Origin of the sequence: Shewanella canadensis (assembly GCF_003966225.1) — a bacterium.
In the GTDB taxonomy this organism is placed as follows: domain Bacteria; phylum Pseudomonadota; class Gammaproteobacteria; order Enterobacterales; family Shewanellaceae; genus Shewanella; species Shewanella canadensis.
Window position 1 is genome coordinate 159,662 of sequence record NZ_RXNU01000006.1, and the last position, 14,446, is coordinate 174,107.

Sequence of the window (14,446 nt, forward strand, 5' to 3'; positions counted from 1 at the left end):
GTAATATGTAGATAGATAGGCTTGCCAATGAAGCAAGGATTAACCCAAATTACAGCCCTTATCGTCATGGGCTTGTTGAGTGGATGTGTATCAGAGCGTACCTATAGCGGCACGGATATCCCGGTGGCCGAGAAGGAGTTTGATGGCGAGTCAGCTGCCAGGCAGAGGGCACAACTTGGATTAACCTATCTACAAAAAGGCAACAGTCAGCAGGCTAAATACAACTTAGATAAGGCGGTCGAGTACGCACCTGACCTTGAGGCTGTGCATGTCTCGATGGCCTATTACTATCAGACTGTTGGCGAACTTGAAAATGCCGAGGCATCCTATCGCAAGGCGATAAGAACCAGTGATGCTTCAGGCGATGCTATGAATAACTTTGGTGTTTTCTTGTGTCAGCAAGAGAAATATAAGCAGTCAGAGGAGATGTTCCTTAAAGCTGTGCGCATGCCTAAATATACTCGTTCAGCCTCGAGTTATGAGAACTTAGGCATCTGCAGCCGTAAAGCGGGTCTGTTAGATAAAGCGAAGAAATACTTTGCCACGGCCTTGAAGTACGATCCGCGAAGGCAGGTGACTTTAATTGAATTAACAGAGATCGACGTTGAAACCGGCGATTATCTCAATGCAAGGGCTCAATTAGTACGTTATCATCGAGTCGTTGCTGAGTCCGCGGAGAGTTTGACGTTGGGAATAAAAATTGAGCAAGGCTTAAATGATTTAGATGCAGCCAGAAAATTTGGCATTTTGCTTCTAGCAAAATTTCCGGCATCCATAGAGGCTAAGCAGTATCGAGCTAGTATGCACTGATGACTAAAAAAGAAATCGATATGCTCAAGGATGAAGCTGAGACTCATGTAGAAACGGATACTTCTGAACAAGAGGATTCGCTCGGATCCATATTAAAAGCAGCCCGTGAAAAACAGGGCGCGAGTGTTGCCGATATCGCAGGACAACTGCACCTACGCCCTTGTATCGTTGAAGATATTGAGGCGGATAATTTCGGTGAAATAGCCTCAGCGACCTATGTTAAAGGCTATGTGAAAAATTACGCTCGTATCGTTCAGGCCGATAAGAAAGCCATTCAAGCTTGTCTGGACAGGCAGTTACCTAAGTCTTCAGCGCCTGAGATGCAGAGCTTTTCCCGTAAAACGACACGTCAGGCCCGCGATGGCCGTTTGATGTTTGTGACCTATTTGATTGCCTTTATCTTATTGGCTCTGCTGGTGCTTTGGTGGGTGCAAAAGTCTGACACCCTGTCCGATATCGATCTTTCCAAACCAACCGTTGAAGAGATGGCCGATTCTCAACTGACACAAGTCGAGGTTGCATCGACGCTTGTCGAAGAGGGAGACCCCCTAACCAGTTTGCAAGCAGACACTCCTACAGCCACCTCTACAAAGACCCTGAGCAGTAGAGAGATCGAGCAAGCCGATGCCGTTGAGATGGAAAGTATACAGCCCAGCGTAGAAAAGGTGGTAGCAAGACTGTCATCATTGAGTTTCGACCTAAATGGCGACTGTTGGATAAACGTCAAAGACGCGAAGGGCGATACCTTAATTAATGATCTTAAGACCGCCGGCAGCCAGCTCAATGTTTCCGGAGTCGAACCATTTAAAATTACTCTGGGGGCCCCTCAGGCTGTAAGTATCAAATTAAATGGTGAGAAGGTAAGCCTGAGTGACTTTCCTAACGGGCGGGTGGCAAGGTTAACCTTGCCGATGGCGCAATAAGCACTCAGTTAAGCTTTGCGAAGAACAAGATTCTGTTGATGCTGTTTGTAGCCCTGTGGTTACCTGACAACTCAATGAAATAGACATATATAGAGTAAATAAGATGTACAGCGAAAATCCAATCAAAAGACGAGCTTCAACCCGTATCTATGTCGGCGACGTGCCTATCGGAGACGGTGCCCCTATTGCGGTTCAGTCGATGACCAATACTCTCACGACAGATGTCGAAGCAACTGTTGCACAAATCCGAGCCTTAGAGAATGTGGGCGCGGATATTGTTCGGGTTTCAGTACCGACCATGGATGCGGCAGAAGCGTTTAAGTTGATTAAGCAGCAGTCGAATATCCCTTTGATTGCAGACATTCACTTCGATTACCGCATCGCGCTTAAAGTTGCCGAATATGGCGTTGACTGTCTGCGTATCAACCCCGGTAATATCGGTAATGAAGAGCGGATCAGAAGCGTTGTCGAATGTGCCCGTGATAAAAATATTCCCATTCGGATCGGTATCAATGGTGGTTCATTAGAAAAAGACCTGATGGACAAGTACAAAGAACCCACTCCCGAAGCCCTGCTTGAGTCGGCCATGCGTCATGTCGACATTCTGGATAGGTTGAACTTCGATCAGTTTAAGGTCAGTGTGAAGGCATCGGATGTGTTCCTTGCAGTTGAAGCCTATCGTCTGCTTGCTAAACAGATTGTGCAGCCTCTGCATCTTGGGATCACCGAGGCGGGTGGCTTACGTTCCGGCTCTGTTAAGTCAGCCGTGGGTCTGGGTATGTTATTAGCCGAAGGTATCGGCGATACATTGCGTGTCTCTCTGGCGGCCGATCCAGTTGAAGAGATCAAGGTTGGCTTCGACATATTGAAGTCACTGAGAATCCGTTCTCGCGGCATCAATTTTATCGCCTGTCCATCGTGTTCTCGCCAAGAGTTTGATGTGATAAGTACGGTCAATGAGCTCGAACGCCGTTTAGAAGATATCGTTACGCCAATGGATGTTTCTATTATCGGTTGCGTCGTGAACGGTCCCGGTGAGGCATTAGTCTCTGATATCGGGCTTACTGGTGGCGCTCGTAAGAGTGGCTATTTCGATGACGGCGTCAGACAGAAAGAGCGTTTCGATAATGATAATATTGTCGACTCTCTTGAGGCTAAAATCAGAGCCAAGGCATCAATAATCAATGGGCGTATTCCTGCTCAAGATATAAATAAGTAATTAACACTCACATATGAGACGGTCGGCTAAATGCCGGCACGGTACTCTATTGTGCCTGTTAACTGAATATCAGTTTTACGTTTAGTAATGAAGCGCCAGGGTATATACTGCGGGACGCTTTTAATTTTACAGCTAATTTCGGACGAGTCTTTATCGTGGCAAAACAGATCCAAGCGATTCGCGGAATGAATGACATTCTGCCTACCCAAAGTCCTCTATGGCAAAAACTAGAAACCGTACTGAGAGAAACTGTCAGTGCTTACGGCTATAGTGAAATCCGTACTCCAATCGTAGAGAGTACAGACCTTTTTAAACGTTCAATCGGTGAAGTTACTGATATCGTTGAGAAAGAGATGTATACCTTCGATGACAGAAACGGTGACAGCTTAACACTCCGCCCCGAAGGTACTGCTTCGACGGTACGTGCCGGTAACGAGCATGGTTTGTTATATAACCAAGAGCAGCGCCTTTGGTACATGGGTCCCATGTTTAGACATGAACGTCCACAGAAGGGTCGTTACCGTCAATTTAACCAGTTCGGTGTTGAAGTCTATGGCATAGGTAGTGCAGACGTCGATGCTGAAGTCTTGATGCTGTCGCACCGTCTTTGGGAAAAGTTAGGCATAACCGAGCATGTGACCTTAGAGTTGAACACACTAGGCGACCCGGCTGAGCGAGCGGCCTATCGTGATGCGCTTATCGCTTATCTTGAGCAGTTTAAAGAGCAGCTCGATGAAGAAAGTCAGCGCCGTATGTATACCAATCCACTGCGCGTTCTCGATACGAAAAACCCTGAAGTACAGGCCTTGTTAACCGATGCGCCTGAGCTGATGGAGTATCTTGGTGAAGAGACCCGTGCACATTTTTCACATTTATGTGAACTCTTAGACGCCGTTGGTATCAAATACGTGATTAATCCACGTTTGGTTCGTGGTTTAGATTACTATAATCGCACCGTTTTCGAGTGGGTAACATCGAGTCTGGGCGCTCAAGGTACTGTACTCGCTGGCGGACGTTACGATGGCTTGGTGGAGCAATTAGGCGGTAAGAATACCCCTGCCGTTGGTTTCGCCATGGGACTCGAGCGTATCGTGTTGATGCTTGAAACACTCGAATTAACCCAAGATATCCCTGCTACTGTCGATGTTTATGTCACAGCGATGGGTGATGCGAGCAAGATTGAAGCGATTAAGATTGCCCAGTCATTGAGAAGTGAACTGCCTCATCTGAGGGTGATGAGTCATTGTGGTGGCGGCAACTTCAAGAAGCAGATGAAACGTGCAGATAAGAGTGGTGCTCAGGTGGCCTTAGTGATTGGTGAAGATGAACTTGCCAATAACCAAGTTGCTGTTAAATATCTGCGTGACAAAAAAGAACAAGAATTAGTTGCCCGCGATGCTTTGGCAACTTATATTGCAGAACTGATTTAGAGAGGAAGAATACGTGGAAATTTATAGCACAGAAGAACAACAAGTAGATGCTATCAAACAGTTCTGGAAAGATTATGGCACATCCATAGTCGTTGGTGCTGTGGTCGGTCTTGGCGGTTTATTTGGTTGGAACTATTACTCAGAATACAAGGTGGCAAAAGCCGAGTCGGCTTCTGAAGCATTTCAGGCCATGAGTGGCAGTGCAACTTCTGATGCCGCTATGCTGAATGCGGCTGAAAACTTCGCTAAAGATCATAGCCAGAAAGGTTATCAATCACTGTTATCACTTATCGTTGCGAAAGCGGCGGTTGAGTCTGGCGATCTGGGCAAGGCTGAAGCGGCGCTGAAAAGCGTGATCGGCTCGGCACCCGATGCCAGCCTAGTTATGGTAGCGACGATGCGTTTAGCTCGTGTTCAAGCTGAACAGGGGCAGGTCGCTACAGCGATCACGACTCTTGAGCAAGTTTCAGATCCTGCATTTATCGCTCAAAAAGAAGAACTTAAAGGTGATTTTCTGGTTCGCAAAGGTGAAGCCGAGCAAGCCAAAGCCGCTTATCAAGCTGCAGTAGATAATGGTGGGGCGACATCAAGCCCTGCTTTACAGATGAAGCTAGATAATTTAAATAAGGCATAAGGAAACGGCCCATGAAGTCTTGGTGCAAAACATTGCTCGCATGTGGATTGAGCTTGGGGCTGTTATCGGCCTGTTCGTCCAGTGATGTAGAAGAAGAGCCGATTAGTCCTTTGCCTGAGATTGAGGCAAGTGTCTTTCCTGAGGTAAGTTGGAGTGCTTCTGTAGGTAATGGCGTGGGAGATTATTACTCGCGTCTTCGACCTGCAGTGCGTTACGACAAGTTATATGTCGCCGATAGATATGGCGAAGTCACCGCATTCGATGAGAAAACCGGTGAAAAAGTTTGGAGCCAGGATTTCAGTTCGGCATTTAAGGACAACATTCTTGCTAAGAACAAGGGGGCTAAATTAGCCGCCGGTGTTACTGCAGCCCGTAATAAGGTGTTTATCGGTGGAGAGAGTGGCATATTAGGTGCGCTCGATGCTGAAACCGGTGAGACTCTCTGGTCGGTTATCGCAGGTGGTGAGCTTTTGTCAGCCCCTTCAGTCGGTGAAGACCTTGTGGTCGTCAACACCAGCTCGGGAACACTCGAAGCCTTTAATGTCGATGATGGTGAGAAACAGTGGAGCTACGAGTCTAAGCTGCCAAACCTAACCTTGCGTGGTACAGGTTCTGCAAGTTTTGAGTCTGGTGGTTTCTTTGTTGGTACGGCAGACGGTAAGATCGCGGTTGTCATCAAAAATAATGGTCAGGCGGCTTGGGAACAAGCGATTTACACGCCTAAGGGAGGTAACGAGTTTACCCGTATGGCCGATATCGACATGAAGCCATTGATCATAGGTGAAAACCTCTATGCCGTTAGTTTCAACGGTAACTTGGTTTCTATGGAAGTGAGAACCGGACGCGTTGTATGGACTCGTAAATACTCGAGTTTCCATGAACTTGCAGACTCGGGTGTAAGCTTATTCCTCGTCGATGACCATAGCCGTATATACTCAGTCGATAGACGTAGTGGTTTAGAAAGCTGGAGCAATACAGAGTTAACTAACCGTAACTTAACATCGGCTGCGGTATTTAAAGATTATATTGTTGTCGGAGACTTCGAAGGTTACCTACACTTTATCAATAAGAGTACTGGCGCCTTGGTGGGCCGCATTCAGGTCGATGGTTCAGGTTTATTTAGCCAGCCACTGGTCGAAGGTGATAACATCTATGTTCAGACTCGAGATGGTAAAGTTGCTAGAATAACGCTTCCGTAAGCTTTAGCTGAATAGATTTTTAGCCCCTGGAAGTTTGTTCCGGGGGCTTTTTAGTTATATAAAATTAATATTTTTGAAAAAAATTGTAGATTAGAGGCAAAAAAATGATTCCAGTTGTGGCCCTTGTTGGCCGACCTAATGTGGGTAAGTCGACCCTTTTTAATCGTCTGACTCGCACTAGAGATGCGTTGGTGGCCGACTTTCCTGGGCTGACTCGGGATCGTAAATATGGTCGCGCTTTCCTCTCTGGTTATGAGTTCATCGTTGTTGATACCGGTGGTATCGATGGCACCGAAGAGGGGATTGAAACCCATATGGCTGAGCAATCGCTTGCAGCGATTGAAGAAGCCGATGTGGTATTATTCCTGACCGATGCCAGAGCCGGTTTAACGGCAGCAGATCAGGCTATATGTGAACACCTGCGCCGCCGGGAAAAAACCACCTTTGTGGTTGCTAATAAGGTCGACGGTATTGACGCCGACTCGGCTTGTGCCGAATTTTGGGCCTTAGGTCTGGGCGAAGTGTATCAGATGGCTGCAGCGCAAGGGCGCGGTGTGACCAACATGATAGAGTACGCGCTAGCTCCTTACGCCGAAGCGCTAGGTCTTAATCGCGAGGGCGAAGGCGATGAAGATGAAGAGGAGAGAGAGTACAGCGAAGAGGAAGCGGAAGCCGAACAGAAACGTCTTCAGGACCTGCCTATCAAGATGGCCATTATTGGTAAGCCGAATGTGGGTAAGTCTACGCTAACTAACCGTATTCTTGGTGAAGAGCGTGTGGTTGTTTATGACTCTCCGGGTACCACTCGTGACAGTATCTATATCCCCATGGAGCGAGATGGCCGTGAGTATGTGATGATCGATACCGCAGGTGTTCGTCGTCGCAGTAAGGTGCATGAGACCGTTGAGAAGTTTTCGGTGATTAAAACACTGAAAGCCGTTGAAGATTGTAACGTCGTACTATTGATTATCGATGCCCGAGAAGGGATCGCGGAGCAAGACCTGGGCCTATTAGGCTTTGCGCTTAATGCCGGTCGTGCACTGGTGATTGCCGTCAACAAGTGGGATGGTATCGATCAGGATATCAAGGACAGAGTGAAGAGCGAACTCGATCGTCGTCTGGGCTTCATCGACTTTGCCCGCATTCACTTTATCTCGGCGCTTCATGGCACCGGTGTAGGACACCTTTTTGAATCTGTGCAGGAAGCTTATGACAGTGCTACACGTCGTGTGAGTACCTCTATGCTGACCCGTATCATGCAGATGGCACAAGATGATCATCAGCCTCCATTGGTTAACGGACGTCGTGTTAAGCTTAAGTACGCTCACGCCGGTGGTTACAATCCACCTATTGTGGTTGTACATGGTAATCAGGTTAAGAAGTTACCGGACTCTTATAAGCGCTTCATGATGAACTACTATCGTCGTTCATTGAAAGTCATGGGTACGCCTATTCAGATCCGATTCCAGGATAGTGCTAACCCATTTGAAGGCATGAACACCAAGAAGCTGACGGTAAGTCAGGAGCGTCGCCGTAAGCGTATGATGACGCATATTAAAGATAAGAAGTAGGTTTCAACTCTTAGGCTCCAAAGCCTGGCACTAGCATCTAGTGCAAGAGTAGACCTTATGTAAACGGCCGGCTAAGTAAAATTAGCTGGCCGTTTTTTTATCCATTTTATTGAATATGCTATTAATTCAGAGTCTTTCAGACTTTTTAATTCCCGTTGAATGAGCTGTTATTTAGCTCAATTTGTGTTACTTCATCCAGTGGTTTACCTTCACGGGAAACCTGATAATCCAGCGCTGCGATTATCTCGTTTGAGAAACGTAATGAGTCTAATTTTTCAATCTGTTTCTCGGTGAAAAGTGAAGCTCGATCTTGGCGAAGTAGTAATACCGCACGGTCAACTATGCCTAATAAGCCTTTTGGTTCCGCAATTTCACGGATATTGTATTTATGGTGTAAAAATTGTGGTTTCCATAATGGTACGACTACCCACTCTTTATTTGCGACGGCTTGTTCAAATGCGGCAAAACAGTCCTCTTCGCTACCAGTGTGGAAGGTATAACCGGCATCATTTAAACCGTATTCTTCCATCATCTTGATGGAGAACCGGGTGATACCGGCTCCGGGGTTAATGCCCTGAATCTGGCGATTCATACGAGTAATGACTTCAGGTTTGAGTAAGTCACTGACTTCAGCAATAGCTTCTTTTGGAACATAGTCAGGAACCCCCCATAGAGCATACGGTTCATAGTGCAAACCTAACTCAATTAATGGCTCAACCGCCTCGGTTTCGGATTTATATATTCCGTGGCTAGATGGAAGCCAAGCTGAACACAAGATATCGACCTCGCCTGACTTTAACTTTGAAAAGTTCTCTTGATGTGCTGAGTAAACTCGCTTTACCGTAAATCCCATGTCAGATAATACATGGGTTAGGAGCGATGCTGTCACTCGGTGAAAAGAAAGGTCAGTAACGCCAATCGTTATTTTATTTGTCATAATTAGGTTCTCAAAATCTCTTTATCTGGTGCTGTAGAAGCTAATATCGATCGGTATTAGCACGTTCTGCACTATAGGAAGTCCAATTGTTAAATTAGATTAGTTGGTGTTTTTCTGCAGCTTGAATGGAAGCGGTCAACTCATTGAGTTGACCGTGAAGAGAGCTATACCGCAACCTTTTGGGCGGCGCGTGTTTCTTGGCTCATGATAAATATGATGCCGATAACCGGGATTAGCATCGCAGCATATGGGATCATAGACGCTCCCATTGTGCTATCCACAACATAAGCACCGATGGCACCACCGAGAGCATTGGCGATATTAAATGCTGATATGTTTGCCGTCGCTGTTAGTTCAGGCGCTTCTGCGCCATATTTCATTACACGCATTTGTAATGATGGAACGTTAGCGAAAGAAGCGATACCAAAGATAAATGAAGCGATAACGAAAGGTATTTTATAAGGTGCTGCCATACCAATAAATGCTAACGATATCACCATGGCAATAGGCCACATAATAAGAGATAGACTCAGGTTATTATCTGCAGTTTTTCCACCAATGACGTTACCTATGACTAAGCCTAATCCCACAATAATGAGTATCCACGTCACGTCAGCTCGGCTGAAGCCTGCAACGCTCTCAGCTATTGGTGCTATGTAGCCATAGAATCCCATGAAGCCAACCCAGGAAAGTGTTGTTATAAGTAGGCTGGCAACCAGGTTCCAGTTCTTAAATGCTTTCAATTGTGAACTGATGCCAACGGTTGCTCCTTTTCCTTGGCTCGGAATAGTTATGGCGATAGCAAGGGCTGCAATAACACCAAGTGCCGCTACGACAATGAACGTTGAGTTCCATCCGAAGACCTGACCGATAAATGAACCACCCGGCACTCCGAGCACATTGGCTAATGTAAGTCCGGCAAACATCTGACCTACGGCACGCCCGGCCATTTTGTTAGGTACCATGGATGTCGCGACTACTGCGCCTATTCCGTAAAAGGGCCCTTGCGTCAGACCGGCTATCACCCGGCTGAGAAGTAGCACATGATAATTGGTGGTGAATGCGGCGATGATGTTGCCTATAACAAATAGGCCCATTAAGCCTATGAGGACCTTACGCTTATCAAACCGGGCCAGACCTAATGTGAGAATGGGTCCGCCAATGACAATTGACAGGGCATAAGCCGTAATAAGGTTGCCTGCTTGACCTTCTGTGATGTGAAGGCTTTCTGATACCGTTGTGAGTAGCCCGGCGATAACGAACTCTGCGGTTCCGATAGCAAATGCTGATAGCGTTAAGATCCACACTTGAAGTGGCATTTTTGATGTTGTCATAATATTTTCCTATTCTTTATTGGCATTAATTAGTTAATTAATGCGCCGCCTTCTAAGTCGATAACTGCACCAGTCATAAACAGATTGTCGATAGCAAATAGGTATCCATCAGCTATATCATTTGGCTGTCCAATACGCCCGGTCGGTAATATGCTGGCATTACGCTCAAACATCTCTTTTTTGTTTCGCGATGCCATCCCTATGTAAGCCTCGGTATCAGTGATGCCCGGGCTGACGACATTGACTCTGATTGGGGCCAGTTCCTTAGCCAATATTTTAGTGGTTGCTTCGAGAGCCGCGTTCATTGCCGACTTAACAAAAGCCCCTTTTGTGGTTTTTCGAGACAGGAAGCCTGAGGTGAGGGTAATGCTTCCACCTTCTCTGATGTGCTTTGCAGCCTCCTTTACTACAATAACGGTTCCCCAAAATTTAGTGTCAAAGCCCTGCTGAGCATCACGGATATCTATATTTGCAACTTCTCCCGCAGGAGCGCTTGAACCCGCTGTGATGACGAGGTGATCGAGTTCACCCAAGGAATCAAAGTATTTCCTTACCCGTTCCTCATTCGTCATATCTAAGCCTGTTCTACGACTGGCAACGACCACAGTTCCATTACGTTCTCTCAATTTCTCAGCGACTGAATAGCCGATACCTGATGTCCCGCCGATAACCACCGAGATGGTGTGTTCTGTTAATTTCATATCTGACTCCTAAATCATAAATTTATTTACTGCTTGCCAGTAATCTGAGACAGATAGTAATTGTTTACCCTTGAATATATAATTGGGTGAAAGTCGATAACACTATAAGGCCGGGCCGTATAATGGATAGGTTAGAGCACTTAGCATTGTTCATTAGAATCAATGAAAAAGGTGGTATAGCGAGCGCTGGCAGGGATTTTGGGCTTACTGCGGCCACAGCTTCAGATAGGCTTGCAGCGCTTGAGAAGCATTATGGTGCAAAGTTATTAAACAGAACCACTCGTGCGATTAGTCTTACCGAAGAGGGAAAGGTGCTACTGGATAAGGCTAAGTTTATCGTCTCAGAAGCCGATGATTTAGAAGCGCAGATAAAATATGGTGTAGAGCGGTTATCCGGAACCATTCGCATAAGCGCCCCTAACGATCTTGGTTGTAAGCGCATAGCTCCCTTGTTAGATATTTTTATGGATACGCATCCAGATGTAAATCTAGAACTGAGCTTAGGTGATGGCTATGATGATCTTGTTGGGCGTGGTGTGGACTTGGCAATCAGACTCGGTGCATTAAGGGACAGCTCTCTTAGAGTGAGAAAGCTGGGTGATAACAGACGGGTTATTTGTGCTTCCCCCTCTTATCTTGAAAGGTATGGTATCCCAACGCACCCAGACTCGCTTGAACACCATAACTGTTTAACCATGAAGTTGGGAGAGGTCCTGGACCGTGAGTGGGTATTTAAGGTGAACGGGCGTAACAAAGCCTATATGGTGTCCGGTAACAGAACGGCAAACAGTGGCGCTCTCGTAAGAGATTGGTGCATCGATGGTCGGGGTCTTGCTTTGAAATCAATATGGGATGTTACAGATGATCTGCACAGTGGAAAATTAGTGGAGGTTCTCTCAGAATATGCTCAAGACAGCCAAACCGGGTTACAAATTGTCTATCCTGGCGGGATGAACACGCCACGTAGAATTCGCGCCTGTATCGATTTTCTGGTCAGTGCTTTTGAAAGTAAGTAAGAAATGTAAAGAGAGTAATAAAAGTATCTGGTATTAAAAGGAAGAAGATGTATCCCTACACTTTTTCCCTCCGGCCGCCAATAGCCCGTAACGCGGGATAAGTGGGATATCTTTGGTGGCGATATAGTCCATGACCGATTTCCCCTTAAGTAAAAGCCGGTGGCTATCGGTACTCTTTCTCTAACCTTCCTTCAAAAAATTTTGCTGCGATTGGGTGCAAAAGTTCAACTCATCTACAGCATCTTGCTGTAATTCACCTAAGGAAGCTTTCGACAGCTGTTCAAATTGCTCATTAATAGCGATAAAGCTCTCGACCAATTTGGGGTCAAAGTGGGCGCCTTTACCCGCTGATATCATCGACACTGCCTCTGGATGACTGAAAGGGCGTTTATAGCATCGAGGGGAGGTAAGTGCATCGTAGACATCAACTAAAGCGACGATGCGGGCTGATAAGGGTATCGCTTCGCCCCTTAACCCTTTTGGGTAGCCTGAGCCATCCCACTTTTCATGATGTCCACCTGCAATATCTCTTCCCATCTGTATAAAATTGCATTGTGGTGCGTATGTGCGCAAGCTTTCTAACACTGTCGCACCTATGCTTGGGTGAGCCTTGATTTGTTCAAATTCTTCTGGGGTTAACCGTCCGGGTTTAAGCAAGATTGCATCGCTGATCCCCACCTTACCGATATCATGCAGGATGGAGGAGAGGGTAATATCTTGAATGAAGTTGTCAGTAAGCTCTTCAGGTGTATCCGCATCAAGCTGGCGTTGACTGGCAAGCATATTTGAATAGTGCTGCATTCTGATGAGGTGCGCGCCAGTCTCGTTATCTCGATACTCTGCCAGTTTTGCAAGGCCCATGACGGTTGCGTGTCTGGAGGCTAACGTTGCCTCTAAAGAACGCGTTAGTTTACCCAGTAAAAATGAGGTTGATAGGGTAACCATTGCATTAGTTACGATAAAATTGATGCTGACCACAAACCAAATAAAGGTGCTGTACCCTTCGGTGATTGGCCATTGTAGGACTCCGGAACTGTAGGCCACTCCAACAGTAAGCAGACAAAATCCATTTAGAGCCTGAGCGATAATATTGGCCTTTTTTCCCAGAAGTATGGCTGTCAGAGGCGGAAATACAAATAGCCAGAAAAAACCAGCGCCTGTGGGCCCTATAGTGATGAGGAACGCAAACCCGATGCCATAGGCCAACAGGCAGCCTGTGATGTATTTGTAGCGTTCACTTAACGATTTTACCAGTAATATATAGAGCAACACGCCATAAGCTACAGTATCAAATAGCGCCATAGACCAAAGGTTAGAAACGATGCAAAGATAGACGCTGGTAATGTAAACGGGCACACAAAGTATTGCCAGTAGTCCAAATAACCGATCAAAGATCAATCTTCGCCATAGAGGTAAGGTATCCGCTAAACCTTGTTGCACAGGCATTGAAAAATAACGCGATGATATATTCATTCCTTTGAATCCTTCATTCGAGTTGAATCGATTGATAACTAATGATGGAGTCGGATACTCATCTACTAATTCACAAAGGCTATATCTTGATACTGAAATACTTATCAGATAAGTCTACTGTATTATTACGCGCTTTTAGTATTAATGACGAATATAACTGGCTTTGGTTGAAGCGACCAGAGCTCCCGGCATTGTTTTTCGGCTGAGTTAAGCTGTTCCCTTTGTTCATTGCTTAGCTGCAAAGTGTTTTTCCGATACGCGTTCTATCAAGGCATTAACTAATAAAGTTAATGCCTTGGGTTGATATGTTCGTTGTTTATAGACCAAATAAGATTGACGTTTACCTCGATGATAATCCGGAAGAATTCGGATTAAATTACGTTCTTTTTGTATGTGCCGTAAAGGTAATGAAGCGATACCGAAACCATTTTCAACGGCTTGAATTACTGCATTGATATCGTTGACCACGAGTCTGGGTTTTACGGAAATCAGATCTTCGGGTTTGTCACCTCGATAGATTGGGATATCGGTATCTTGAGCAAGAGAAACCCATTCCAAGTTAACCAAATCGTTTATCTCGGTAATTTGTCCCACTTGTTTTAAATATTCCGGGCTGGCAAAAAATGCATGCTTTGCACTGAAAAATGGCCGAGCAATCATGCCATCCATACCTTTAATGTCGAAAGTTATGACTAGATCACGATCCGTTTCGGGAGCTGAAAGTCCTTGGTTCAGGAGTATGTTTAGCTTCACTTTGGGGTGATCCCGCATAAATTGTTCTATCACGGATGCCACAAAGCCCTGATAAAAACTGTGAGGCATAACAAGTCTAATCTGGCCTTCCACCTGTTTGCTTTGTGCATTTAGTGCTTGTAGACCAAGTTCGATCTGCTCCATTCCACTATTGAGATGGCTGAACGCCGTTAACCCGGTTTGAGTCGGCACTAACTCTCTGCCATGTTTTTCCAGTAGGCGCATACCTAAACGTTGTTCTAAAGCGGTCAAGCGGCGTGACATCGTAGAGACGGGTAAATGCAATTTCCGGGAAGCGGCCAACAATGAGCCCTCCTCCACAACAGAGCAAAAGAGATAAAGATCGTCAACGTTTCCAAATGTGGAATTAACCATTCAAATTAAACCTGTATATTCCATTTATGGTTGAGCATACACTATTTGTATCATTTAATTAAACATAGAAT

At 45.9% G+C, this 14,446-nt stretch carries 13 protein-coding genes; 8 read left to right on the top strand and 5 right to left on the bottom strand.

The features are described from left to right. Window positions 1–27: 27 nt before the first annotated feature. The 7 genes from pilW to der all read left to right on the top strand — a co-directional run bounded on the left by pilW (window position 28) and on the right by der (window position 7,786). Entirely contained in the window at window positions 28–810 is a 783-nt protein-coding gene (pilW, locus tag EKG38_RS13175; protein WP_126520704.1) for a type IV pilus biogenesis/stability protein PilW, read from the top strand. After that, complete coding sequence (locus EKG38_RS13180; RefSeq protein WP_126520705.1) at window positions 810–1,733, top strand: RodZ domain-containing protein; 924 nt, start codon at window positions 810–812, stop codon at window positions 1,731–1,733. The genes pilW and EKG38_RS13180 overlap by 1 nt, the downstream gene beginning before the upstream one ends. A 103-nt stretch (window positions 1,734–1,836) precedes the next feature. After that, on the top strand, window positions 1,837–2,952 hold the full coding sequence (gene ispG / locus EKG38_RS13185; protein ID WP_126520706.1) for a flavodoxin-dependent (E)-4-hydroxy-3-methylbut-2-enyl-diphosphate synthase: 1,116 nt from the start codon (window positions 1,837–1,839) through the stop codon (window positions 2,950–2,952). Window positions 2,953–3,107: 155 nt separating this feature from the next. Next, window positions 3,108–4,382 (top strand): histidine--tRNA ligase, encoded by a 1,275-nt coding sequence (gene hisS, locus EKG38_RS13190; protein ID WP_126520707.1) that lies wholly within the window; start codon window positions 3,108–3,110, stop codon window positions 4,380–4,382. A 13-nt stretch (window positions 4,383–4,395) separates the two neighbouring features. Then, window positions 4,396–5,016, top strand: a complete 621-nt coding sequence (locus EKG38_RS13195; protein WP_126520708.1) for a YfgM family protein — start codon at window positions 4,396–4,398, stop codon at window positions 5,014–5,016. An 11-nt stretch (window positions 5,017–5,027) separates the two neighbouring features. Beyond that, window positions 5,028–6,215, top strand: coding sequence for an outer membrane protein assembly factor BamB (gene bamB / locus EKG38_RS13200; RefSeq protein ID WP_126520709.1), 1,188 nt, complete (start codon window positions 5,028–5,030; stop codon window positions 6,213–6,215). A gap of 104 nt (window positions 6,216–6,319) precedes the next feature. Continuing rightward, the gene (gene der / locus EKG38_RS13205) at window positions 6,320–7,786 is read left to right on the top strand and encodes a ribosome biogenesis GTPase Der (RefSeq protein WP_126520710.1); all 1,467 of its coding nucleotides are present in this window, start codon (window positions 6,320–6,322) and stop codon (window positions 7,784–7,786) included. Window positions 7,787–7,931: 145 nt separating this feature from the next. On the opposite strand, the gene EKG38_RS13210 is transcribed toward der, so the two are convergent. The 3 genes from EKG38_RS13210 to EKG38_RS13220 all read right to left on the bottom strand — a co-directional run bounded on the left by EKG38_RS13210 (window position 7,932) and on the right by EKG38_RS13220 (window position 10,758). Next, window positions 7,932–8,723 carry a glycine betaine ABC transporter substrate-binding protein gene (locus tag EKG38_RS13210; protein ID WP_126520711.1) on the bottom strand — a complete coding sequence of 264 codons (792 nt, stop codon included), beginning with the start codon at window positions 8,721–8,723 and terminating at the stop codon, window positions 7,932–7,934. 164 nt (window positions 8,724–8,887) lie between these two features. Further along, window positions 8,888–10,057, bottom strand: coding sequence for an MFS transporter (locus tag EKG38_RS13215; protein ID WP_185826851.1), 1,170 nt, complete (start codon window positions 10,055–10,057; stop codon window positions 8,888–8,890). 29 nt (window positions 10,058–10,086) lie between these two features. Beyond that, window positions 10,087–10,758: an SDR family oxidoreductase gene (locus tag EKG38_RS13220; protein WP_126520713.1), complete on the bottom strand. Its 672-nt coding sequence runs from the start codon at window positions 10,756–10,758 to the stop codon at window positions 10,087–10,089. Window positions 10,759–10,880: 122 nt separating this feature from the next. Here EKG38_RS13220 and EKG38_RS13225 point away from each other — a divergent pair, with 122 nt between their 5' ends. Then, window positions 10,881–11,774 carry a LysR family transcriptional regulator gene (locus EKG38_RS13225; protein WP_126520714.1) on the top strand — a complete coding sequence of 298 codons (894 nt, stop codon included), beginning with the start codon at window positions 10,881–10,883 and terminating at the stop codon, window positions 11,772–11,774. A gap of 180 nt (window positions 11,775–11,954) precedes the next feature. Here the strand turns inward: EKG38_RS13225 and EKG38_RS13230 are convergent, their stop codons facing one another. Together EKG38_RS13230 and EKG38_RS13235 are read right to left on the bottom strand one after the other, a co-directional pair. Continuing rightward, window positions 11,955–13,247 (bottom strand): HD-GYP domain-containing protein, encoded by a 1,293-nt coding sequence (locus EKG38_RS13230; protein WP_246033161.1) that lies wholly within the window; start codon window positions 13,245–13,247, stop codon window positions 11,955–11,957. A gap of 225 nt (window positions 13,248–13,472) precedes the next feature. Beyond that, a complete protein-coding gene (locus tag EKG38_RS13235; RefSeq protein WP_126520715.1) occupies window positions 13,473–14,375 on the bottom strand; it encodes a LysR family transcriptional regulator in 903 nt (300 codons plus the stop codon). Between the last annotated feature and the right edge of the window lie 71 nt (window positions 14,376–14,446).

Coding starts and splice junctions, on each gene's coding strand:
- pilW (WP_126520704.1), top strand. CDS start 28: ATGAAGCAAGGATTAACCCAAATTACAGCCCTTATCGTCATGGGCTTG.
- EKG38_RS13180 (WP_126520705.1), top strand. CDS start 810: ATGACTAAAAAAGAAATCGATATGCTCAAGGATGAAGCTGAGACTCAT.
- ispG (WP_126520706.1), top strand. CDS start 1,837: ATGTACAGCGAAAATCCAATCAAAAGACGAGCTTCAACCCGTATCTAT.
- bamB (WP_126520709.1), top strand. CDS start 5,028: ATGAAGTCTTGGTGCAAAACATTGCTCGCATGTGGATTGAGCTTGGGG.
- der (WP_126520710.1), top strand. CDS start 6,320: ATGATTCCAGTTGTGGCCCTTGTTGGCCGACCTAATGTGGGTAAGTCG.
- EKG38_RS13210 (WP_126520711.1), bottom strand. CDS start 8,723: ATGACAAATAAAATAACGATTGGCGTTACTGACCTTTCTTTTCACCGA.
- EKG38_RS13215 (WP_185826851.1), bottom strand. CDS start 10,057: ATGACAACATCAAAAATGCCACTTCAAGTGTGGATCTTAACGCTATCA.
- EKG38_RS13220 (WP_126520713.1), bottom strand. CDS start 10,758: ATGAAATTAACAGAACACACCATCTCGGTGGTTATCGGCGGGACATCA.
- EKG38_RS13225 (WP_126520714.1), top strand. CDS start 10,881: ATGGATAGGTTAGAGCACTTAGCATTGTTCATTAGAATCAATGAAAAA.
- EKG38_RS13230 (WP_246033161.1), bottom strand. CDS start 13,247: ATGAATATATCATCGCGTTATTTTTCAATGCCTGTGCAACAAGGTTTA.
- EKG38_RS13235 (WP_126520715.1), bottom strand. CDS start 14,375: ATGGTTAATTCCACATTTGGAAACGTTGACGATCTTTATCTCTTTTGC.